This window comes from Lysobacter sp. 1R34A (assembly GCF_051217035.1).
In the GTDB taxonomy this organism is placed as follows: Bacteria; Pseudomonadota; Gammaproteobacteria; order Xanthomonadales; family Xanthomonadaceae; genus Lysobacter.
In genome coordinates this window covers 1-20,130 of the sequence record NZ_JBPKJP010000077.1, presented here as the reverse complement: position 1 = coordinate 20,130, position 20,130 = coordinate 1, and the positions used below count along the sequence as shown (strand labels likewise).

Here is a 20,130-nt window from a genome sequence, read left to right as displayed (position 1 = left end):
CGCGCGCGGGCGTTCGGCGCGATCGCCGCGCGCCGCGCCGCATCGCAACGGTTCGGGCGGGCGCGTCGGTGTGGCGTGCGATTGACTGCAGTTGCGCATCGGCGCGCCGTCAAGAGCCGGGCATACCCTGACGAATGTGGCGCCTTGGCGGCGAAAAGCCGGTCGTTTCCAGGCTTTTCGGCGCGCAATGCCGGGCGCGGCGCGGCCTCGGGCCCGCGCCGGGGACCGTGCGGGATGCGGCCCGTCGATTTTCTTGCCTGTGATGGCTGCCCTTGCCGGGATTTATCTTGCTACGATTGTGGGTCTGCGCCCCGGCCCGATCCGGGCCCGGCCCTGGAGAACCTGAATGACCCGTCTGATCGAGATTTTGATTTCACTGGCGATCGTCGCCGTGCTGTTTCTGGTTGTCGGCGTGGTTTTGCCGTCGAGCCGCCATCTGTCGCACTCGGTTGAGACCAACCGCAAGCTGACCATCGTGTTCGACACCTTGAACAGCCTGCGTCGCTTCAAGGATTGGAACCCGCTGGTGCTGCGCGACCCGGCCATGGAGGTCAAGCTGACCGGCAAGGATGAGGGCGTGGGCGCCCGCCTGGAGTATTCGTCCAAGGAACGCGGCCTGGGCAAGGGCAGCTGGGAAATCGTCAGCAGCGAGCCGGGCAAGTCGGTCGGCTACAAGATCGTCAACGAGGAGCGCGGCGACAACAAGCGCACCGAGTTCAAGCTGCGTCCGACCGGCAACAACAACCGCAACGTCGAGATCACCCAGACCTACGACGTCGACTACGGCTGGAACCTGCTCGGCCGTTACTCCGGCCTGTACGTCAGCAGCAACGTCGGCGAAGACATCAAGATGGGTCTGGCGCGCCTGAGCAACCTGCTGGCGACCGTTCCGAACTACGACTATTCCAAGCTCGCCGAAGCCGATCCGGCCAACGCGCCGAAGGTCCTCGACCGTCCGGCCGAGAACGTGCTCAGCGTGACCGCCGCGGTCGAGCGCGACAACGAGAAGATCAAGTCGCAGATCCACTCCAACATGGAATGGATCAAGAAAGTCATCGCCGCCAACGGCCTCGAGGCGGTCGGTCCGATCCGCGTGGTGACCAACGAGTTCGGCAGCGAAACCTATTCGTTCGACGTGGTGCAGGTGGTGCGCAAGATCGGCGACACCAGCACCGAAGCGACCAAGCTCGACGTCAAGATCGACGGAGCCGGCAACCCGGTCAAGGCCGAACTGTGGCCGGCGAGCAAGGTCGTCGTCGCCTCGAGCGGCGGCCACAACATGGCCGCGCTGGCTCCGGTCCGCGACGCCGTCCGCGCCTGGGCGCTGACCCGCGGCTACACCACGACCGAGCGTCCGTACGAAGTCTGGAAGGCCGGCATCGACCAGAGCTTCGACCCGGCCCTGGGCCAGTTCGACGTGTACTGGCCGATCAAGTAATACCGGACGTGGGGTCCGCTGCGGCGGACCCGCGCTCGACGAAACGCGCCGCGGTTTCCGCGGCGCGTTTTTTTGTGGGCGCTGGTCGGCGCTGGTGCGCTTTGGCCTTGAGGTAGGGGCGGCGCTAGCCGCCACTGCCATGTCTTCGTTTCGCTTCGCCATTGTGGCTTTGTGTAGGAGCGAGGTGAGTCGCGACCGCGGAACGCGCAGGGGGCTACGTGGCCGTCGTCGTTCGTAGAAGCGGCGTGCTTTCGTCAAGGGTAGGAGTGGCGCAAGCCGCGACATCGCTGTGGCGGTCTCGCGGCGCACGCTTCAAGAAAGATCTGGATCTGGATCAGGATCAAACCCAAAGCTTCCGCCACTAAAGCGGCGGGTTACTTTCTTTTGTCTAAAGCAACAAAAGAAAGGCACCAAAGAAGTTGCTTTTCTTTGAATCACAGGCTCGCGCGTTCGATGCCGACGCAGGGATCTACATACGGGACATTCTCGTCCCGATGAAAAACGGCCCGCATCCCTGCGGGCCGCCCTCCGGGTCTCCTATTGCCTTCGCTAGTGCTCGGCTGCGCACAGCCAAAGCAATGCAGCGGCACGGCGACGACAATGGAGCGTGCGACGCCGCTGCATGGACATGGTTCGCCGCCCAATTCCTCTCAACCGCCACATCCGCATGGCCAAGCCCGCGCCACCGTCCGGCCCGGCTGCTATCGTGCTTCTCCGGCGGCGCCGGTTCGGCGCATATCGAGATTCCGACCCATGGCTAACCCTCCGCACGAACTTTCCCCACCTTCACCGACACTCCCAGGGGCGCGTGCGCTCTCCGCCGCCGGCGCGGTGCTGGCGGCTTTGGCGGTGGCCTTGTCGGCCTACGCCGCGCATGTCGCCGACCCGGCGGCGCAGTCGCGGTTGCAGATGGCGGCGGTGTTCGCGTTCGGTCACGGGGTGGCCCTCGCGGCGCTGGCGCCGATCACGCGGCGTCGGCTTGCGCGGGTCGCGTTGTCGGCCTTGCTGGTCGGCGTGCTGGTGTTTTCCGGCGGCCTGGCGGCGGCGTATTTCTTCGGCGCTTCGACCCGTTTGCTGCCCTACGGCGGCAGCCTGATGATCCTGGCGTGGCTGGCCTACGCCGCCGATGCGCTGAGGCGTTGAGATGCCGCGACATGTCCGGGGGTTCGATGCCGAGGCGGCGCATGCGTATCTGAGCAAGCGCGACCGCAAGCTCGGCGCATGGATGAAGAAAGTCGATCGGCTGGAGAACGGCCCAATCCCGAGCGATCCGCGCTGGCGCCAGCGCTTCGATCCGGTCGACGCCCTGGCCCGGGCGATCTTGTTCCAGCAACTCAGCGGCAAGGCCGCCTCGACCATCGTCGGCCGGGTAGAAGCGGCGATCGGCAGCGACCGCCTGCATTACGACACCCTCGGCCGCTGCGACGACGCGGCGCTGCGCGCCTGCGGTGTGTCGGGCAACAAGTTGCTGGCCTTGCGCGACCTGTCCGCGCGCGAATCGCGCGGCGAAATCCCCGACCTGCGGCGCATGGCGACGATGGACGACGATGCGATCATCGCCGCGCTCGTGCCGATCCGCGGCATCGGCCGCTGGACGGTCGAGATGATGTTGATGTTCCGCCTCGGCCGCCCCGACATTCTGCCGATCGACGACCTCGGCATCCGCAAGGGCGCGCAACGGGTCGACCAGCTCGACGAGCTGCCGGCGCCGAAGGCCCTGGCCGAACTCGGCGAACGCTGGGGGCCGTATCGCAGCTACGCCAGCCTGTACCTGTGGCGGATCGCTGATTTTTCCGATGTCGCCAAGCCCAGGACCAATCGCTCGCAGGATTGAGCGGGGCCCGGGCCGTCGGGATCGCGACGGATTCTCAGAACGAGGGCGATTGGTAACGCCAGTGCCACGGCTCGTAGACGATGCCGTGCGGATTATCGCGCGGGTAACTCATGAAGTAGCCGTAGCCGCCGGCGTTGTCGCGCAGCCAGGCGAAGGCTGTGGTGTGCTCGAAGGACTCTTCCGCCGGCGGTTCGCCGGGCGTGCCGATGTCGAGGGCGAGGCCGCTGTGGTGTTCGCTGTAGCCCGGCGCGGCGTTGACGGTAAGGATTTCGTCGACGCGCAGGCCGCGCGTGAGCTTGCGTTCGAAAATGCCGAGTTGGTAGTGATGGCTGCGATAACCGGAAATCGCGTCGAGAACGACGCCGTCGAGCGACGCCGCCTGGCGCAGGTGGGTCCAGGCGCGCGCGGCGCCGGGGTGCAGCCACAACGATCGGCGGAAGCGATCGACGCCGGCATAGGCGAGGCGGTCGGGTTCGGCGACCAGGGCCAGGCCGGTGCGCGCCTCGTACCCGTCGCAGTCCAGGCCGAGGGCGGACAAGCGCTGCTCGATCCGGTCCAGCGGCAGTTCGCCGATCCGCAGCAGTCCCTCGCGTCGGTAGTCGACGATGGCGTCGAGCGCATCCAGGGCGAGCTCGATGCCGTCTTCGTGGATCAGCCGCGGGACCAGGGGCAGCAGGCCCTCGGGCAGGTCGGCGGCGAGGAAACGGCCATCGCGCTTGCGCCGCAGCACGTGGCGCGCACGCGACAGCGCGCGCGCGTCGTGGTTGCTGCGCGCGCGCAGCAGGCCGCCCGGCCAGAGTTCGATCTCGGGCGTATTGATCAACAAGTGGCCGTGGCCGCGCATGCGCTCAGATTAGCCGGCGAGGGCGCGCCGCGCCACGGTGGCGGGCCGGTGCATCGCTAGCCGAGCCGGGTCAGGCCGGCTGCTTGAAATACAGGCGAGTGCCGAGAATGCTCGGGTCGTGCTCGACCGATACCAGCTCCCAGCCCTGTTCGCCGCGCCTGTCGAGTTCTTCCTGGATACGCTGGCGCATCGGCGATTCGAACAATTGATAGGTCAGCTCGACGACGTGATGCTTCCACTTCTGGGTCATGGGTCCTCCTCGGGAGTCGGGGTGTCCGGGCGCGCCAGCCGGCCATTCTTGCGCAGGGCCTCGCGCAGGACATATTCGATCTGGGCGTTGAGCGAACGCAACTCGTCGTCGGCCCAGCGCTGCACGGCGGCGAGCACCTCGGCGTTGATGCGCAGCGGGTAGGCCTTCTTTTCGCTCACCGCCGCTGCGTCCGCTGTTCGTCGCCGCGACGCTCGCGATAGCTGCGGCGCGCGGCGCCGATCGCGAGGATCAGGGCGACGGCGAGGCCGTTGACCGCGAGCAGCAGCGCCGTCACGACCACGGCGATGCGGCTTTCGTCGGCGCCGGCCCAGTGGAAGCCGGCGCCGCCGAGCAGCATGGCCGCGCCGGTCGCCGCCAGCAGGCGGGCCAACGTCGCCGCGGTGCGGGCCGGGTCGGGCAGGCGCGAGGCGTCCAGGCCGTTGATCAGGTGCACGTGGCCGCGCGCGACCAGCACCGCCGACACCAGGATCGGTACGGCGCTGACCGCCATCGCGAGGGGGACGAGGTAGTCGTGGATCGTCATCGAAGTGCGCTCAGTACAAGGTGCCGGCGTTGACGATCGGCTGCGCGCCGCGGTCGCCGCACAGCACCACCAACAGGTTGCTGACCATGTGCGCCTTGCGCTCTTCGTCCAGTTGCACGACGCCGTTCTTCTGCAGCTCGGCCAGGGCCATCTCGACCATGCCGACGGCGCCGGCGACGATCCGGGTGCGCGCGGCGATCACCGCATTGGCCTGCTGGCGCTGCAGCATGGCGTGGGCGATCTCGGGCGCGTAGGCCAGGTGGCTGATGCGCGCGTCGATCACGTTGACGCCGGCATCGGCGAGGCGGTCCTGCAGTTCCTGCTGCAGGTGCAGCGAGATCTCGGCGGCATGGCTGCGCAGCGAGAGCTGGCCGTCCTCGTGCTGATCGTAGGGGTAGCTGGTCGCCATCGCACGCAGCGCCGACTCGGACTGGATGTGCACGAAGGTTTCGTAATCGTCGACGTTGTAGACCGCTTCGGCCGAATCGACCACCTGCCAGACGATCACCGCGGCGATCTCGATCGGGCTGCCGTCGAGTTCGTTGACCTTGAGCTTGCCGCTTTCGAAGTTGCGCACGCGCTGGCTGACCTTGCGCTTGGCGTAGAGCGGGTTGTTCCAGCGCAGGCCGTTGTCCTTGACCGTGCCGATGTACTTGCCGAACAGGCTCAGCACCGCGGCCTGATTGGGCTCGATCTTGTACAGGCCGGACAGGCCGAAGAAGGCGAGGGCGCCGATCAGGATCGCCAGGATCACGCTGGTCCCGCTTTCGCTGGTGAGGCCGCCGAGGAAGACGTAGGCGCCGACCGCGCCGAGGCCGATGCAGCCCAGCAGGACCGGAATGCCGGCGAGGGATTGGGTGGGGTTCTCTTTCATGGCGTCGGCTCGGTCGTTGTCTGGAGATATTGATATCAGATTGATATCAGAACTGGAACGGCCGGTCGTCGGAAGGGCCCGTCCGGCGGCACCGACCGTGCGCGAGCGATATGAGGGGTCGGAACGGGAACCGCATTCGGCGGGCGGAGTGACGGCCGGGCCGGCTGGGCCGAGTCGGGCCGGGCCGAACCGCCGGGCCGGATCACCGGCAGCGCGCGAACGCCCTCAGGGGGCGATCCGGTATAGCGGCGCCGGGATGAACTCGCCGGTGGCGTAGAGGCTGCGGCCGTCGGCCGACCAGCCCAGGGCTTCGGCCTGCGGCAGCCAGGGCAGGTCGCTGACCCGCGGCCGGGCGGCGACCGCCTGGGCCCAGCTCTGGCGGGGCTGGCGCGGGTACAGCAGCAGATAGCGGTAGGTCATCACCGCCAGAGTGTCGCCGTCGGGCGAGATGTCGGCGGCGGTGACCTGCCCCTGCAGCTTGGCCCGGGCCGGGTTGTTGCGGCTCAGCTGCGCATCGGGCTCGGGGATGCCGGCCAGGCCGCCGAGCCGGGTCGCGGTCTGCAGGGCGTTGCCGGCCGGCATCAGCGGCAGCGAGAACAGCTCCGGCGGCTGCCGCTTCTTGGAGATCAACAGCACTTGTTTGCGCGCGATGTCGACCGCCACCGCCTCGCAGTCGCGGGCGCCGTCGGGCCAGCGGAAGGCGATCGACCAGGCCGGCTTGAGCCGCGCGTTCTCGATCTTGGCCGGCTCTTCGATCACGTGCAGTTGCAGGCTGCGGCGCAGGCCGCCGTTGTCGCCGGTGTCGGCGATCAACAGGTATGAGCGCCCGTCGAGTTCGAACGCGGCGATGTCTTCCCAGTCGGTCTTGGTGACGCCTTCGATGCGCAGGGTCGCCAGCCGGTCGCCGTTGTCGGCGACGGCGAACAGGCGCTCGGGGTTGCCGCCGTCGTCGTGCATCCACAACACCCCCGGGTGGCGGCGCGAGGCCGCCAGGCCGCTGATCTCCGACAGCTGCGGGTCGAGCATCATCCCCGCCAGTCGGCTGCTGCCGTGGGCGGGCGCCTCCGGCTCGTCCGAGCAGGCCGCGAGCAGCGTCGCCGCGAGCAGCAGCGCCAGTCGCCGCGCCGCGCGGGGGCGGCGAGCAGGGGAGCACTGCGGTGCGGGGGCGACGGCGCGCGACGCGGGCCGAGGACGGGCGAAGGGCATGGTCACAGCATCGCATGGCCGATGCGCGCCGCCATAGCCCGGCGCCGCGGCTATCGCGCGGAAAGTTAGACTAGGCTCATCCACCCCACGGTTTTACGAGGATTCCGCATGACCACGCTCGGCACGCCGCTGTCCCCGCACGCTTTCCGCGTGCTCCTGCTCGGTTCGGGCGAGCTCGGCAAGGAAGTGGCGATCGAGCTGCAGCGGTTCGGAGTCGAGGTGATCGCGGCCGACCGCTACGCCGACGCGCCGGCGATGCAGGTCGCTCATCGCAGCCACGTCCTCGACATGCTCGACGGGCAGGCCATCCGCGAGCTGATCGCGGCCGAGCGGCCGCAGCTGATCGTGCCGGAAATCGAAGCCATCCATACCCAGACCCTGGTCGAGCTGGAGCAGGAATTCGCCGCGCGCGGCAGCGACACCCGGATCATCCCGACCGCGCGCGCGGCGCGGCTGACCATGGACCGCGAAGGCATCCGCCGCCTCGCCGCCGAGACCCTGCGGCTGCCGACCTCGCCCTACCGTTTCGTCGACACCGCCGAGGACTATCGCGCCGCGGTCGCCGAGCTCGGCTTGCCGTGCGTGATCAAGCCGGTCATGTCGTCCTCGGGCAAGGGCCAGAGCCTGGTGCGCAGCGCCGATGCCGTCGATGCCGCCTGGGATTACGCCCAGACCGGCGGCCGCGCCGGCGCCGGCCGCGTCATCGTCGAAGGCTTCATCGACTTCGACTACGAAATCACCCTGCTGACCGTGCGCCACGCCGCCGGCACCACTTTCTGCGCACCGATCGGTCATCTGCAGCGCGACGGCGATTACCGCGAAAGCTGGCAACCGCAGGCGATGGCGCCGGTGGCGCTGGCGCGGGCGCAGGAAATCGCGCGCACCATCACCGACGACCTCGGCGGCTACGGCGTGTTCGGCGTCGAGTTGTTCGTCAAGGGCGACGAGGTGTGGTTCAGCGAAGTCTCGCCGCGTCCGCACGACACCGGCCTGGTCACGCTGATCTCGCAGGACCTCAGCGAGTTCGCCCTGCACGCGCGCGCGATCCTCGGCCTGCCGATCCCGACCATCCGCGAGTTCGGCGCGTCGGCCTCGTGCGCGGTGCTCGCGCAGGGCCACGGCGTGCCGGTGTTCTCCTGCGTCGACACCGCGCTGGGCCAGGTCGATACTCAGTTGCGCTTGTTCGGCAAGCCGCGGGTCGAAGGCCAGCGCCGGGTCGCGGTGACCTTGGCGCTCGGCCAGGACGTCGACGAGGCGCGCGCCAAGGCGCGCGAGGCCGCCGCGCAGCTCAAGGTCGAATTGCGCTGACCGCAGCGCGCGATCAGCATCGACGGATCGGCGCCGCATCGAAGGCGCCCATCCCCAGCATCCCCCGGCATCGTCGTACCGCCGCCACAGCACCGCGTCTTCACGGGAGCGCCATGAACGAGACACAGGGCTACGCCGTATTTTTCTTCCCGCAGGCGCTCGAAGCGCTCGGCGAAGCCATTCGACCCTACCTGCTCGACGGCCCGGCCGGCGCGCACGTGCTGTGCCGCGAAATCGACACCGGCGGCGCGTTCACCGAGATGACCCTCGAAGGCCGCACCTCCGATGGCCGCGACATGTCGCTGGAGCTGATGGTGCCGGGCAACATGGTGCGGATGATCGTGTCCGCGCACGGCGAAGGCGCCTTCGGTTTCGGCCCGCGCGTGCTGCGCACCGCACCGTCGCCCAGCGCGACCGCCGCGGCGACCCCGGTCGCGCCGGCGCCGGTGGTCGTGCCCGGGGCCACGCCGGCGGTGCCCGATGCGCCCACGCCGGTGACCGCGAAGGACAAGCCCGAGTAAGCCGCCGACGTACCGCCTGCCGATGCAAGCGCGGCGTGCGGGACGCGGCAGCCCGCCACGAACAGGCGCCGGACGGCGCGCCGACAGGACATCAGCCATGAGCAAGACCGATACCGTCACCTTGAATCGCCCGGTGGGGCCCGAGGAACTCGCGCTGTTGCGCCGGAGCGGATTCAAGCGCTGGCCGCCGCGATTGCCGGAGCAGCCGATCTTCTACCCGGTCAGCAACGAGCGATACGCCGCCGAGATCGCCGAGCGCTGGAACGTGAAGGACAGCGGCTACGGCGCGGTGACCCGGTTCGAGGTGCGCGCCGAGTTCATGGCGCGCTACCCGCTGCAGAAGGTCGGTGGCGCGCACCACACCGAATGGTGGGTTCCGGCCGAGGAACTGGATCAGCTCAACGATCACATCGTCGGGACGATCGGGGTGATCCGGGAGTTTCACGATCCCGAATAAGATCGAGTCAGCCGGACTCGGCGAAATGTCGCGTCACCGCAGCTACGATCTTCTCGATGTCGTGCGCGTAGAAGCCGGACGAATTGAAGGTATTGAACTCGATCACTTTATAGCCCTGGTCGGTCAAGGCGACATCCATCACGCAGGTGCGGTGCGGCAGCCAATCGTCGGCCAGTTCCTGCGCCATCTCATACAGTTCCGGACGCGCCACGGGGTTAGCCAGGCGCTGACCCGCCACGCGGTACGACGATCCGTCGACGACCCGGCCGTCGACCACGAAGAAGCGCCATTCGCCGTGCAGTTTCTGTACCGGTGCGACGACGACCTCGGTGGTCTCGTCGAAGCTGTAGTTGCCCGAGTCGACGCTGCTCATCCAGCGGCCGATCTCCTTGGCCACGGTCACGGTGCCGTCGAAATGCTTGAGGTCCTGTACGGGACGCACGAACCAGACGCTGTCTTCGGGTTCCTCGCGCATAGCGGTCATGCAATCGCGCACGGTCATTTGCCGCACCTGTTGATTGAGCATGTCGTTGCGCTGGCGGTTCCAGGTGTCGACGCGAAACGCGTTGTCGTCGAAACACAGCCCGCGCCAGCCGCGCCGTTGCGCCAGGCGAGTGAGTTTGGTCGCGCCGTACGGGATCACGACGCCTTCGAGTTCCGGCACCTCATTGCCGAGTTCGTCGGAAAACGGGATCACCAGGATTTCCTGCACGCGCGCGCCGGCAGCCTCGGCGCCGCGCCGGACGCGGCGTACGTGATCGTCCGAAATGAAGTTGGTCTGGATGGCCCACGTGACGAAAGATTGCATGGCTGGCTCTGGGGTGGTCGGTGCCGGGATGCGGTGCTCGCATTTCGTAGCTAAGCGCGCACATCGTTGCGACGGCATTCTGGTCGACCTCGTTGGCAATCGCCAGCGGCATCGCGAGGCGGCGCCACCCATGCAGCGGAGCACAACGCGTTTCGATCAATCGTTTCCCTAGCCTGGGCGGCCAGCAACGGGAGAATCGACATGACCCCCAGCGGGCAATTGCTGGCATTCGTCGGAACCCGGCGGCGATGGTTCGTCGCGATGAAGGGCGGAAAAGCACACGTGCCAACAGCCGCCACCGATCTTGTCGCCGTCGGGGCTGGACAGGCAAGTCACCAGGCAGTCGTTGGCCGGACTGCACTGCACGGCTAGGGCCGCGATCTGGCAGTGTTCGCGTTGCGGCAGGACGCGTCGGGGCCTGGCCTTGCAGGCTTGATAACGGCTTACATCGCCGACGTCGGGCGGCGGCGGAATGAACGCGTGGGTTGCGGTGGACGCCGTCGCGCGGGAGGAGGATGGCGCTTCGCCGCAACCACTCATGCCGACAGCGAACAGTGCGAGTGCCACGAGGACGAGGCCTTCGCGCAGACCTAAGCCGGTCCGAGGTTGGCGTACCCCCAATTTCAATCCGCCAGATCCACCCACACCAGGTGGTGGTCGCTGGCTTCGGAGATCTTCGCGTCGGCGGTGTCGGGTTTCGGCCAGAACACGCCGGTGCCGCGCACGGTCCAGCCGCGCGAGGGCAGGGCGTAGTCGAGGCGCAGGGTGCCGGCCTTGGGGCCGAAGTCGCCGGTGTGCTCGGCGGTGTCGCCCTTGCGCGGGAAGCCGTAGAACTTCGCACGTTCGGCCGCGCCTTCGCTGCGCGGGGTCTGGCTGGCGTCGACCCGCGGATGCTCCAGCAGTTGCTTGATCGAGCCCGGTACGCCGTCGCCGTCGACCGGGTCGGCGTTCATGTCGCCGACGATGACGAAGCGCGCGTCCTCGGCGAGCCCGCCGCAGCGGCCCTGGTCGTCGCACAGCCAGGCCGGGCTGCCGCCGTCGAGGTAGCGCGCCCACAGTTTGATTTCGTCGTGGTTGCGCGCGCCGTTGCGGTCCTCGGGGCCGTCGAACACCGGCGGGGTCGGGTGCGCGGCGAGCAGATGCAGCACGCCGAGCGGCGTGCGCACCGGCACGTCCCAGTGCGACTTCGACGACAGCCGCATCTGCGGCCACGCCGTCGCCGAATACCAGGGCTTGCCGGTGTCGGGGTGGCGCGGCTGACGCGCGCCGGGCAGGGCGCTCCATTTGAAGCTCTGGAACGTGCGCACTGCGGCGGTGTCGATCGGATAGCGCGACAGCACCAGCATGCCGTACTGGCCGGGGTGCATGCCGTAGCCCCAGGCGTCGTTGCCGCGCGCGCGGTCGCCGCGCTGGGCATCGCCGGCCAGGCCGTCGCCGTCGAGGTCCAGGCCACTCGGCACGCCGGTGTTGACCGGGGCCAGATAGCGGTAGGGATAGGCCAGCGCCGCGCCGCCGCCGTCCTGCGCCACTTCCAGGTAACGGCGTTGGAACAGGTCGGCCGCGCGCTGCTGCGCGTCGTAGTCGAATTCGTTGAGCAGCACGATGTCGGGACGCACCCGCTGCAGCACCGCTGCGATCTTGCGCGCGTTGCCGTCGTCGGATTCCAGGCGGCGGATCAGGCCGCCGTCGGCATCGTCGTAGAGCGAGGTGTTGTAGGTCGCCACGCGCAAGGGCGCTGCCGTCGACGCGTCTGCCTGGTCGCGGACCCAGGCCTTGGGATCGCCGTGTACGTTCACCTGGGTGCAGGCCGTCAGGAGCAGCGCGGCCAGGGCGGCGCATGCGTGGAAGGGGAGGCGGGAGGCGGGCAATCTAAGCATGCGCGCATGATGGCATGGCCTCGCCGCGGCATCGTGACAGGGCCGGGCAGGGATCGCGTGCGGCGCGGCCGCCGAGCGAGCATCCGATGCGCCGGGATGCGGGCGAACCCACAAACAACGACGCCCCGGCGAACCGGGGCGTCGCGTCCAACCAAAGCGTGTCGCGGGAATTACAGGGTGCAGCCGAACGCGGCGTACTGAGCCTTGCTCTGGTCCAGCGCGGTCTTGCAGGCGGTGGCCAGGCTGGCCTTGCCTTCCGGCGTACCGGCGGCCTGCTTCCAGGCGCTGCGGCTCGAATCGATGCCGGTCTGGAACGCGGCGCGCTGGGCTTCCGGCACCTTCTCGGTCAAGCAGGCCGAGATCTTGTTGAGGTAATCGTCGCACTCGGGCACGCCGACGCTGTCGACGGCAGCGGCGGCCGGAGCGGCCGGAGCGGCAGCCGGGTCGGTCGCCGCCGGAGCGGCGGTGTCGGCCGGAGCGGTGGCAGCCGGGGCGTCGGCGGCCGGAGCAGCGTCGGCCGGCTTGTCGGCCGGCTTGTTGCAGGCGGCCAGCGCGAGGGTGATCGCGGCGGCCAGGAACAGGGTGTTCAATTTCATTGCGGACTCCATGTGGCGTTGAGTTGGTGGGTGGCGGCTCCATTGCCATGCCTGAGCGGCGCCGTTCCCGCACGTCGTTGGTTACGACCGGGCTACGAAATACACGACCTGAATGAGACGAGTGTTACAAATGTGTAAAAACGCGCCAATCCCGGCCATCGAAGGCCTCCAATGGACGGAAGCGGCGCTTGTAGTCCATCTTCGGATGCCCGGCGATCCAGTAACCGAGGTAGAGATGGCTGCGCCGTTCGCGCCGGGCCCATTCGATCTGGCGCAGGATCGCCAGGGTGCCGAGACTGCGGTCGGCGAACTCGGGGTCGTAGAAGGTGTAGACCGCCGACAGGGCGTTGTCGACCACGTCGGTGACCGCGACCGCGAGCAGCCGGCCGTGGCCGCGCGGCGCCGGCTCGCGTAACTCCAGGAAACGGTTTTCGCTCCAGCTGCCGATCAGGAACTGGTCGAACTCGACCGCGCCGTGGCCGTCCATGCCGCCGCCGGCGTGGCGCGAGGCGAGGTAGCGCTTGTAGAGATCGAGTTGCTCCTCGTTGCGTTCGGCCGGATGCACGCGCATCTCGACCTGCGCATTGCGCGCCAGGCAGCGGCGTTGGCTGCGGTCGGGCACGAAGCGTTCGACCGGGATGCGCACCGCGACGCAGGCCCGGCAGCCGCTGCAATGCGGTCGGTAGACGATGTCGCCGGAGCGACGGAAGCCCCAGCCCAGGGCATGCGGATACCAGTCGCGCAGGCGCGGATCGCGCGGGTCCAGCACCAGGTCGCGGGCGACGCGCTCGGGCCAATAGCCGCAGGCGTGCTCGCCGGTGTGGAACAGGCGGAGGTCGTCGCTGTCCGGCTGCGGTTGCGTGCCCATGGGGCCAGCATAACGCCGCATCCGTGCGCTGCGCATGAGGTCCGGTCGCTGTCTTGCCACTGAACCGGAACGGCGCCTTGTCAACCGCCCCGGGCCGGGGGCGTTGATCCGGTCATCGGCGCCACGGTGGCGCCCGCCGCAGGAGTCCACGCATGAACCGTACCCCCCTCTATGTCGCCCTGTTCGCCGCGGTCGCGCTGGCCGGTGCGGCGATCGCCGCGCCGCAGGACGGCGCCGCGCCGAAGCGCGAGCGCGTCCGCATCGACGCCAACCAGGACGGCGTGATCACCCGCGAGGAAGCCGCCAAGCACCCGCGCCTGGCCGAGAAATTCGACGGTCTCGACAAGAACCGCGACGGCAAGCTCGACGCCGGCGAGCGCCCGCAGCACCGCGGCGGCCGCGGACACGGCGGCCGTCACGGCGGCATCGCCGGGCTCGACACCGACGGCGACGGCCGCATCAGCCAGGCCGAGGCGGCGAAGTCGCCGCGCATCGGCGAGTCCTTCGCCAAGGTCGACCGCAACCGCGACGGCTATCTGGTGCGCAGCGAGTTGCGCGCCTACCACGAGAGCGAGCGCCCGAAGCGCGAAGCCGAGCGCGCCAAACGTTTCGACGAGCATTTCGCCGCGGCCGACCTTAACCGCGACGGCAAGCTCAGCAAGCTCGAAGTCGACGAGAAGATGCCGCGGCTGGCGCGCAACTTCGCCTTCTTCGACGAGGATCGCGACGGCTTCCTGAGCAAGACCGACCTCAAGCCGATGCCGCATCGCTGAGCGGGCTTTATCCGGCTGGGCTGGATCGATCGCGACAGGGCGCACTTCGGTGCGCCCTGTCGTTTGGGCGGCGCAGGCGGCTCAGCCGAAGCGGCCTTCCGAGTACAGGATGCAGGCCACCAGGACGACCGTCATCAGAGAACTCCAGACCGTCGCCTGGTTGCTCAACAGCCAGCGATAGGCGGTGGATGCGCGTGGATCGCGACCGGTCTCGCGCTGGATGCGGTCCAGGCTCGGTCCCAGGCGGCGGGGTGCGGTGATCATCCATTGCAACGATCCGGCTACCGTGATTATTAGGCTCGCCGCCAACGGAACCTGCCAGCCGGTGCTGAGTTCGAACGCCAGCAATAGAGCGATGCTCATGAACGCGCCGCAGAGGGCGGTCAAGCGCAGCAAGCCGGCGATGGCGCGATGTTCGGAGGCAGTACCGGCGAACGACAGCAGGTAGCGGCCGAAAAACAGGAAGACCACGCCGCCGCCGATGGCGCCGCCGAGCATGCCGCCGAGTACCAGTTGCATGTTCGAGACGAAGGCCTGAGTGTCCACCGGGGCGCCGAGGACCGCTTCGGAGACCGGCGACAGTACGCGTTCGGCGATGAAGACCAGGCTGCCGCCGACCACGCCCCCGGAAGCGCTGGCGGTGCCCAGTCCGCTGGCGCCGAACTTGCCGGCCAGGCCGGAGCCGAAGGTGCCTGCGGCGACCACCGCGGTGGTGGTGCCGGCCGGCGCGATCACCCCGAGCGCGCTGGCGACCATGGTGGTGAATCCGACCGAAGGCGCGCTGGCGCGGGCGAACACGGCGAAGCGGTCGAGCAGTTCGCTGCGCACCGTGCTGCGCGCGCGCGACAGGCGCTTGCGCACGGCGGCGTCGCTGAGGCCCAGCAGGGCCGCGACCTGCTGCGAACTCTGGCCTTCGCGGTAATACAGCAACAGCACTTCGCGGCTTTCGTCGGGCAGGGCCGAGATCAGTTCGGCGGCCACTTCGGTGCGCTCGGCTTCGATCAGGCGCTCGACCGTGCTCGGCTCGGGATCGGCCGCGGCGGCGATCGCCGCCTCGACGTCGTCGACGCCGCGCGGCAGCCGCTGGCGCGAACGCAGATGATCGTTGGCGAGGTTGCGGGTGATCTGGCGCAGCCAGGGCAGGAAACTCGAGGGGTTCTGCAGCTTGCGGATGTTCTGCCAGGCGCTGAGGAAGGCCTCCTGGGCGATGTCCTCGCTGGCGTGGACGTCGCGCACCATCGCCAGGGCGATCGAGGTCACCGAGTTCTGGCAGGCCGAGACGATGCGCGAATACGCGGCGCGGTCGCCGCCGGCCGCGGCCGGCAGGTCGTGATCGATGATCGAGTGCAGGACTTCCGCGTTCATGCGGCGCTCCGGCGCATCGGCGGGCAGGACAGCGTCTCGAAGGACGCCCGGACGCGGGCGGCGGAGGGCGGGGCGTGCGTCGGGCGGGGCTTCATGCGGGGTCTCCAGGCGACGGCATCGCGCGATGCCTGTCCACCATGACGTCGCGCCGGCGGAAATGTGACCGCAACGGCCGCTCGTACGCACGGCGCCTTGAGAACGCGGGCGGACACGCTGTGGCCCGGGTGTTCGGGCGGGAGACCGGAGCGGCCTCAGCCCATCGCGCGCACGGTCTTGATCACCCGCACCACCGTCCACTGGCCGGCGACCCGCTTGACCTCCAGGGTCTTGTAGACCGCCGCCAGACGATGGTGATACGCCGTGTACTCGATGCGGCCGCCGTCGGCGCTGGTCGGCCGGAAAGCGTGGACCTGGATCAACTCGGCCGGCTGGCCGTCGCGGGCGCGGCTGCCTTGCTCTTCGTCGGCGATCTCGACGCATTGGCTCATCGGCAACAGGCGCAGGCCGGGGCGCGCGAGGGCGGTCAACAGCTTGCGCGGAGCGTCGCGGCGGTCGATGCGCAGGCATTGGGTCGGCTGGTCGGCCTCGGCCAGTTGCTGGGCGAACACCGCGGCGGCGAGCGCATCGGGCACCGCGGCGACGCTGCCGTCGAACTTGTGCTTCTGCAGCGCCACCTCGGCCGCGTCCACCGGCGGCGCGACGGCCGGGCGGTTGCGCAGGTTATGGATCATCGCCAGGCCGAGGACGATGGCGATGCACAGCAACAGGCCGATCTTGATGCGGAAGGCGCGCTTCTGCCCGGGCGTGCGGGTCTGGTCGATCCGCGACTGGAACCGGAACGGCGCGTGGCTGGGCTCCTCGGCGCGGGTGCTGTCGATCAGCCCGGCTTCGCGCAGCAGGTCGCGCGCGCGCAGCTGATCGCTCGAGCGCACCACCCACACCGCGGGGCGCTCGCCGCCCGGTTCGCTGTACTTGAAGCTGGAACGGCGATTGCCCTTGTAGGAGCGGTCGTTGGTGACGCGCACTTCGATGCCGGCGTCGCGCAGCAACTGCGCCACGCCTTCGACGTTTTCCAGTCGCGGACTGCTGAAAACCTGCCTCATGTCAGTCCTTCGCCGGAACGGTACGGGCCGCGGCGGCGTCGCGCACGACTCTGATCAGGCCTTCTTGCGCGCTGCTCGCGACCAGGCGGCCATGGCGGTCGAAGATCTGGCCGCGCGCCAGGCCGCGCGCGCCTTGCGCGCTGGGGCTGTCGATCGAGTACAGCAGCCAGTCGTCGGCGCGGAACGGGCGGTGGAACCACAGCGCGTGATCGAGCGAGGCCATCTGCACGTTCGGCTGGTAATAGCTGATGCCGTGCGGAAAGGTCGCGGTGCCGAGCAGATGGAAATCCGAGGCATAGGCGAGCAGGGCGCGATGCAGCTCCGGCGCGTCGCCGACCGGTTCGCTCAGGCGGAACCAGACCTGCTGATACGGCGGGCGCTTGGGCGGATTGAGTTCGTCGCGCGGATAGACGTGGCGGAACTCGAACGGCCCCTGCCGCGACAGCCAGCGCTGGACCTTGGTCGGCAAGGTCGCCATGACTTCGGCCGGCACCGTCGGCGCCGGGTCTATGTCCTCGGGCTTGGGCACTTCCGGCATCGACAACTGGTGCTCGCCGCCTTCCTGCGCTTCTTGGAACGAGGCGGCGAGGAAGAAGATCGGCTGGCCGTGCTGGATCGCGGTGACCCGGCGCACCGAGAAGCTGCCGCCGTCGCGGGTGCGGTCGGCCTGGTAGACGATCGGCGCTTCGATGTCGCCGGCCTTGAGGAAATAGGCGTGCAGCGAATGCGCGTCGCGGGCGCTGTCGAGGGTCGCCTGCGCGGCCGACAGGGCCTGGCCGAGCACCTGCCCGCCGAATACGTACTTGGTGCCGATGTCGCGGCTCTGGCCGCGGAACAGATTGTCTTCCAGACGTTCCAGCGACAGCAGTTCGATCAGTTCGGAAACGGGGGAACTCATGCGGCCGGACCTGCGGAAAACGAAGCCGGCAGTATAGCGGAGGCCCGGCGGGGGCCTGGGCGGACGGGGCGGCCGATCGAGCGGGTGATCGGGCCTGCGAGCCCGACACCCCGGCGCTCGGCGCTCAAGCCAGGCGCTGCAGCCCGCAGGCGTCGAGCACTTGCGGCCAGGGGAAACGCGGGCCGGGGTCGAGTTTGCGCCGCACCCGGCGGGCCGGGTCGTCGCTGGCCTCGACCTCGGTCGTGTCCAGATCTTCGTGGCCGGCGATCAGGCGCAGCGAAGGCAGTTGCGCGCGCAATGCCGCCAGCAGCACCAGCAAGGCCTCGATCTGTTGCGGCGTATAGGCTTCGTCCATGGCCTGGCGGCGCGAATCCAGCCAGTCGGGATAACGCCCGGTGTTGACCAGCTCGATGCCGATCGAGCGCTCGTTGTAACCGCGGGTGTGGTGAGCGATACGCTCCGGCGCAACGTAGCGCGAGACGCCGCCGTCGCGGTCGACGTAGTAGTGGCCGCTGTTGCCGGTGCCCGATTGCGGGTAGAGCACGCGTTCGCCGTAGTCGCGCGCGGTGGCCAGGTCCGGCAGTTCGGTGCAGTGGATCACCACGAGGTCGATCGTCGCGGGGTCGCGCGCCTGCAACCGCGTTTCGTAGGGCAGGGGGGCGAGGACGAGGTTCAGGGGCGGCATGAGGCCGGATGCTACCATTCGCCCTCACACGGAGCCCCCATGACCCTGCCGCCCGCCGATTCCGCGCTAGGAAAACTCATGGCCACGCTGCCGCGTCCGGGTCGCGTGGAATGGATCGGGATCCGGCCCGCGCGCGGCACCGCGATGCAGGCGCTCGACGAAGTGCTGGCCCAGGCCGGCGCAGGTCTCGCCGGCGATCGCTACAAGGGCCGCAGCGGCGAACGCGGCATCACCCTGATCCAGGCCGAGCACCTGCCGGTGATCGCGGCCCTGGCCGGGCTCGACGCGGTCGAACCGGCGCGCCTGCGCCGCAACATCGTCGTCTCCGGCCTGCCCCTGATCGCGCTCAAGGGCCGGCGTTTCCGTCTCGGCGAGGCCGTGCTCGAAGGCACCGAGTCCTGCGATCCGTGCTCGATGATGGAAGCCGCGCTCGGCCCGGGCGGCTTCAATGCGATGCGCGGCCACGGCGGGCTGTGCGCGCGCATCGTCGAAGGCGGCAGGATCCGGCGCGGCGATTCGCTGGTCGTGCTGGCCGATGCGCAGACCCGTGCGACCGCAGGCGCGGCGGTCTGATTCTCTCTACTCGATCTGAGCGCATGGCTACGACCGGACATTGCATTCTTTCCCATGGCTTCGAAAGCGGCCCTGACGCGACCAAGGTCACCGCCCTGGCCGAGGTCGCCGCGCGCTTCGGCTGGAGCCACGAGCGTCCCGACTACACCGACCTCGACGCCGATCGGAAGGTCAGCGAACTCGGCGACGTGCCGGCGCGCATGCAGCGCCTGCTCGCCCTGGCCCGCGCCGCGGCCGAGCGCGGGCCGGTGCTGCTGGCCGGTTCCAGCCTGGGCGCCTACATCTCCGGATGGGTGTCGATGCGGGTGAAGCCGGCCGGCCTGTTCCTGATGGCGCCGCCGATCCGCATGGGCCATGCCGAGCCGATGCAGGCCGCCGATGTACCGATCAGCATCATCCACGGCTGGGACGACGAACTGATCCCCGCCGCCGACGTCGTCGCCTGGGCCCAGCCGCGCCGTGCGCGCCTGCTGCTGGTCGACGACAGCCACCGGCTTTCGGCGCACGTCGAAGGCAGCGCGGAAGCCTTCGCGCGTCTGCTCGAACGAATCTGAGTAAGCATCGAAATGAGCAAGTTTTACGCAAGCTGCGGCAAGGGCCTGGAATACCTGCTCGCCGACGAACTGATCGCGCTGGGCTGCCAGCGCGCGACCGCCGCCACCGCCGGCGTCAATGTCGAAGGCGACCTGGCCGACGCGCAGCGCGCGGTGCTGTGGTCGCGGCTGGCCAGCCGCGTGCTGTGGCCGATCGCCGAGTTCGACTGCCCCGACGAGCACGCGCTGTACGCCGGCGTCGCCGCGTTGCCGTGGCCGGAGCACATGGAGAGCGTGCATACGCTCGCGGTCGATGCGCACGTGTCCGGCGAAGCCATCACCCATGCGCGCTACGCCGCGCAGCGGATCAAGGACGCGGTCGTCGATGTGATGCGCGCGCAAACCGGCGCGCGCCCCGACGTCGATACCGACACCCCGGACCTGCGCCTGAACTTCGTCCTGCGCAAGGGCCGCGGCATCCTCTCGATCGACCTCGGCGGCGGTTCGCTGCATCGGCGCGGTTGGCGGCAGAAGCAGGGCGAGGCGCCGCTCAAGGAGAATCTCGCCGCGGCGGTGTTGCTGCGCGGCGGTTGGCCGAAGCTCTACGCCCAGGGCGGCAGCCTGTTCGACCCGATGTGCGGCAGCGGCACCTTGCTGATCGAAGGCGCGCTGATGGCCGCCGACGTGGCGCCCGGCCTGCTGCGCCATGGCGCCTTGCCGCCGACCCGTTGGCGCGGGTTCGACTTCGCCGGCTGGCGCGCGCTCTGCGAGCAGG

General features: G+C 69.1%; 24 protein-coding genes. 10 read left to right on the top strand and 14 right to left on the bottom strand.

From position 1 onward, the window contains the following. The first annotated feature begins 346 nt into the window (after positions 1 to 346). From ACSAMQ_RS15560 to ACSAMQ_RS15550, 3 genes are all read left to right on the top strand, one after another. The gene (locus ACSAMQ_RS15560; RefSeq protein WP_435396516.1) at positions 347 to 1,438 is read left to right on the top strand and encodes an SRPBCC family protein; all 1,092 of its coding nucleotides are present in this window, start codon (positions 347 to 349) and stop codon (positions 1,436 to 1,438) included. Positions 1,439 to 2,191: 753 nt separating this feature from the next. Further along, entirely contained in the window at positions 2,192 to 2,581 is a 390-nt protein-coding gene (locus tag ACSAMQ_RS15555; protein WP_435396515.1) for a DUF423 domain-containing protein, read from the top strand. A gap of 1 nt (position 2,582) precedes the next feature. Beyond that, positions 2,583 to 3,272, top strand: coding sequence for a DNA-3-methyladenine glycosylase family protein (locus ACSAMQ_RS15550; RefSeq protein WP_435396514.1), 690 nt, complete (start codon positions 2,583 to 2,585; stop codon positions 3,270 to 3,272). Positions 3,273 to 3,306: 34 nt separating this feature from the next. Here the strand turns inward: ACSAMQ_RS15550 and ACSAMQ_RS15545 are convergent, their stop codons facing one another. From ACSAMQ_RS15545 to ACSAMQ_RS15520, 6 genes are all read right to left on the bottom strand, one after another. Next, complete coding sequence (locus ACSAMQ_RS15545) at positions 3,307 to 4,116, bottom strand: M15 family metallopeptidase (RefSeq protein WP_435396513.1); 810 nt, start codon at positions 4,114 to 4,116, stop codon at positions 3,307 to 3,309. Between the two features lie 70 nt (positions 4,117 to 4,186). Beyond that, a complete protein-coding gene (locus ACSAMQ_RS15540; protein WP_435396512.1) occupies positions 4,187 to 4,366 on the bottom strand; it encodes a hypothetical protein in 180 nt (59 codons plus the stop codon). Beyond that, a complete protein-coding gene (locus tag ACSAMQ_RS15535; protein WP_435396511.1) occupies positions 4,363 to 4,545 on the bottom strand; it encodes an Arc family DNA-binding protein in 183 nt (60 codons plus the stop codon). The genes ACSAMQ_RS15540 and ACSAMQ_RS15535 overlap by 4 nt, the downstream gene beginning before the upstream one ends. Then, complete coding sequence (locus ACSAMQ_RS15530) at positions 4,542 to 4,910, bottom strand: hypothetical protein (protein WP_435396510.1); 369 nt, start codon at positions 4,908 to 4,910, stop codon at positions 4,542 to 4,544. The genes ACSAMQ_RS15535 and ACSAMQ_RS15530 overlap by 4 nt, the downstream gene beginning before the upstream one ends. A 10-nt stretch (positions 4,911 to 4,920) precedes the next feature. Continuing rightward, complete coding sequence (locus tag ACSAMQ_RS15525; RefSeq protein ID WP_435396509.1) at positions 4,921 to 5,784, bottom strand: SPFH domain-containing protein; 864 nt, start codon at positions 5,782 to 5,784, stop codon at positions 4,921 to 4,923. 225 nt (positions 5,785 to 6,009) lie between these two features. Continuing rightward, entirely contained in the window at positions 6,010 to 6,810 is an 801-nt protein-coding gene (locus ACSAMQ_RS15520) for a hypothetical protein (protein WP_435396508.1), read from the bottom strand. A gap of 288 nt (positions 6,811 to 7,098) precedes the next feature. Between ACSAMQ_RS15520 and purT the strand changes: the two genes are divergently transcribed. From purT to ACSAMQ_RS15505, 3 genes are all read left to right on the top strand, one after another. Beyond that, positions 7,099 to 8,298, top strand: a complete 1,200-nt coding sequence (purT, locus tag ACSAMQ_RS15515; RefSeq protein ID WP_435396507.1) for a formate-dependent phosphoribosylglycinamide formyltransferase — start codon at positions 7,099 to 7,101, stop codon at positions 8,296 to 8,298. Between the two features lie 113 nt (positions 8,299 to 8,411). Continuing rightward, a complete protein-coding gene (locus ACSAMQ_RS15510; RefSeq protein WP_435396506.1) occupies positions 8,412 to 8,819 on the top strand; it encodes a hypothetical protein in 408 nt (135 codons plus the stop codon). Between the two features lie 97 nt (positions 8,820 to 8,916). Beyond that, entirely contained in the window at positions 8,917 to 9,276 is a 360-nt protein-coding gene (locus tag ACSAMQ_RS15505; protein WP_435396505.1) for an ADP-ribosylation/crystallin J1, read from the top strand. A 7-nt stretch (positions 9,277 to 9,283) separates the two neighbouring features. On the opposite strand, the gene ACSAMQ_RS15500 is transcribed toward ACSAMQ_RS15505, so the two are convergent. The 4 genes from ACSAMQ_RS15500 to ACSAMQ_RS15485 form a co-directional block, all read right to left on the bottom strand. Next, positions 9,284 to 10,084 (bottom strand): ATP-grasp domain-containing protein, encoded by an 801-nt coding sequence (locus ACSAMQ_RS15500; protein WP_435396504.1) that lies wholly within the window; start codon positions 10,082 to 10,084, stop codon positions 9,284 to 9,286. A gap of 623 nt (positions 10,085 to 10,707) precedes the next feature. Then, complete coding sequence (locus tag ACSAMQ_RS15495) at positions 10,708 to 11,961, bottom strand: endonuclease/exonuclease/phosphatase family protein (RefSeq protein WP_435396503.1); 1,254 nt, start codon at positions 11,959 to 11,961, stop codon at positions 10,708 to 10,710. Between the two features lie 170 nt (positions 11,962 to 12,131). Continuing rightward, positions 12,132 to 12,557 (bottom strand): hypothetical protein, encoded by a 426-nt coding sequence (locus ACSAMQ_RS15490; RefSeq protein WP_223621633.1) that lies wholly within the window; start codon positions 12,555 to 12,557, stop codon positions 12,132 to 12,134. 124 nt (positions 12,558 to 12,681) lie between these two features. Continuing rightward, on the bottom strand, positions 12,682 to 13,425 hold the full coding sequence (locus ACSAMQ_RS15485; RefSeq protein ID WP_435396502.1) for an arginyltransferase: 744 nt from the start codon (positions 13,423 to 13,425) through the stop codon (positions 12,682 to 12,684). A gap of 152 nt (positions 13,426 to 13,577) precedes the next feature. On the opposite strand from ACSAMQ_RS15485, the gene ACSAMQ_RS15480 reads away from it, so the two are divergent. Next, entirely contained in the window at positions 13,578 to 14,198 is a 621-nt protein-coding gene (locus ACSAMQ_RS15480; protein ID WP_435396501.1) for an EF-hand domain-containing protein, read from the top strand. A gap of 81 nt (positions 14,199 to 14,279) precedes the next feature. Here the strand turns inward: ACSAMQ_RS15480 and ACSAMQ_RS15475 are convergent, their stop codons facing one another. From ACSAMQ_RS15475 to ACSAMQ_RS15460, 4 genes are all read right to left on the bottom strand, one after another. Then, a complete protein-coding gene (locus ACSAMQ_RS15475) occupies positions 14,280 to 15,563 on the bottom strand; it encodes an RNA polymerase sigma factor (protein ID WP_435396500.1) in 1,284 nt (427 codons plus the stop codon). Positions 15,564 to 15,814: 251 nt separating this feature from the next. Further along, complete coding sequence (locus tag ACSAMQ_RS15470) at positions 15,815 to 16,666, bottom strand: hypothetical protein (protein WP_435396499.1); 852 nt, start codon at positions 16,664 to 16,666, stop codon at positions 15,815 to 15,817. 1 nt (position 16,667) lies between these two features. After that, positions 16,668 to 17,564, bottom strand: coding sequence for an acyl-CoA thioesterase II (gene tesB, locus ACSAMQ_RS15465; protein WP_435396498.1), 897 nt, complete (start codon positions 17,562 to 17,564; stop codon positions 16,668 to 16,670). A 124-nt stretch (positions 17,565 to 17,688) separates the two neighbouring features. Continuing rightward, positions 17,689 to 18,249, bottom strand: coding sequence for an N-acetylmuramoyl-L-alanine amidase (locus ACSAMQ_RS15460; protein WP_435396497.1), 561 nt, complete (start codon positions 18,247 to 18,249; stop codon positions 17,689 to 17,691). A 39-nt stretch (positions 18,250 to 18,288) separates the two neighbouring features. Here ACSAMQ_RS15460 and ACSAMQ_RS15455 point away from each other — a divergent pair, with 39 nt between their 5' ends. The 3 genes from ACSAMQ_RS15455 to ACSAMQ_RS15445 all read left to right on the top strand — a co-directional run. Continuing rightward, positions 18,289 to 18,822: an MOSC domain-containing protein gene (locus ACSAMQ_RS15455; protein WP_435396496.1), complete on the top strand. Its 534-nt coding sequence runs from the start codon at positions 18,289 to 18,291 to the stop codon at positions 18,820 to 18,822. A gap of 23 nt (positions 18,823 to 18,845) precedes the next feature. Further along, on the top strand, positions 18,846 to 19,376 hold the full coding sequence (locus tag ACSAMQ_RS15450; protein WP_435396495.1) for a hypothetical protein: 531 nt from the start codon (positions 18,846 to 18,848) through the stop codon (positions 19,374 to 19,376). Positions 19,377 to 19,388: 12 nt separating this feature from the next. After that, a partial coding sequence (locus ACSAMQ_RS15445) for a THUMP domain-containing protein (protein ID WP_435396494.1) occupies positions 19,389 to 20,130 on the top strand: 742 nt, incomplete at its 3' end.

Coding starts and splice junctions, on each gene's coding strand:
- ACSAMQ_RS15500 (WP_435396504.1), bottom strand. CDS start 10,084: ATGCAATCTTTCGTCACGTGGGCCATCCAGACCAACTTCATTTCGGAC.
- ACSAMQ_RS15460 (WP_435396497.1), bottom strand. CDS start 18,249: ATGCCGCCCCTGAACCTCGTCCTCGCCCCCCTGCCCTACGAAACGCGG.
- ACSAMQ_RS15530 (WP_435396510.1), bottom strand. CDS start 4,910: ATGACGATCCACGACTACCTCGTCCCCCTCGCGATGGCGGTCAGCGCC.
- ACSAMQ_RS15510 (WP_435396506.1), top strand. CDS start 8,412: ATGAACGAGACACAGGGCTACGCCGTATTTTTCTTCCCGCAGGCGCTC.
- ACSAMQ_RS15560 (WP_435396516.1), top strand. CDS start 347: ATGACCCGTCTGATCGAGATTTTGATTTCACTGGCGATCGTCGCCGTG.
- tesB (WP_435396498.1), bottom strand. CDS start 17,564: ATGAGTTCCCCCGTTTCCGAACTGATCGAACTGCTGTCGCTGGAACGT.
- ACSAMQ_RS15545 (WP_435396513.1), bottom strand. CDS start 4,116: ATGCGCGGCCACGGCCACTTGTTGATCAATACGCCCGAGATCGAACTC.
- ACSAMQ_RS15470 (WP_435396499.1), bottom strand. CDS start 16,666: ATGAGGCAGGTTTTCAGCAGTCCGCGACTGGAAAACGTCGAAGGCGTG.
- purT (WP_435396507.1), top strand. CDS start 7,099: ATGACCACGCTCGGCACGCCGCTGTCCCCGCACGCTTTCCGCGTGCTC.
- ACSAMQ_RS15475 (WP_435396500.1), bottom strand. CDS start 15,563: ATGAACGCGGAAGTCCTGCACTCGATCATCGATCACGACCTGCCGGCC.
- ACSAMQ_RS15555 (WP_435396515.1), top strand. CDS start 2,192: ATGGCTAACCCTCCGCACGAACTTTCCCCACCTTCACCGACACTCCCA.
- ACSAMQ_RS15490 (WP_223621633.1), bottom strand. CDS start 12,557: ATGAAATTGAACACCCTGTTCCTGGCCGCCGCGATCACCCTCGCGCTG.
- ACSAMQ_RS15525 (WP_435396509.1), bottom strand. CDS start 5,784: ATGAAAGAGAACCCCACCCAATCCCTCGCCGGCATTCCGGTCCTGCTG.
- ACSAMQ_RS15540 (WP_435396512.1), bottom strand. CDS start 4,366: ATGACCCAGAAGTGGAAGCATCACGTCGTCGAGCTGACCTATCAATTG.
- ACSAMQ_RS15550 (WP_435396514.1), top strand. CDS start 2,583: ATGCCGCGACATGTCCGGGGGTTCGATGCCGAGGCGGCGCATGCGTAT.
- ACSAMQ_RS15455 (WP_435396496.1), top strand. CDS start 18,289: ATGACCCTGCCGCCCGCCGATTCCGCGCTAGGAAAACTCATGGCCACG.
- ACSAMQ_RS15485 (WP_435396502.1), bottom strand. CDS start 13,425: ATGGGCACGCAACCGCAGCCGGACAGCGACGACCTCCGCCTGTTCCAC.
- ACSAMQ_RS15480 (WP_435396501.1), top strand. CDS start 13,578: ATGAACCGTACCCCCCTCTATGTCGCCCTGTTCGCCGCGGTCGCGCTG.
- ACSAMQ_RS15505 (WP_435396505.1), top strand. CDS start 8,917: ATGAGCAAGACCGATACCGTCACCTTGAATCGCCCGGTGGGGCCCGAG.
- ACSAMQ_RS15520 (WP_435396508.1), bottom strand. CDS start 6,810: ATGCTCGACCCGCAGCTGTCGGAGATCAGCGGCCTGGCGGCCTCGCGC.
- ACSAMQ_RS15495 (WP_435396503.1), bottom strand. CDS start 11,961: ATGCTTAGATTGCCCGCCTCCCGCCTCCCCTTCCACGCATGCGCCGCC.
- ACSAMQ_RS15450 (WP_435396495.1), top strand. CDS start 18,846: ATGGCTACGACCGGACATTGCATTCTTTCCCATGGCTTCGAAAGCGGC.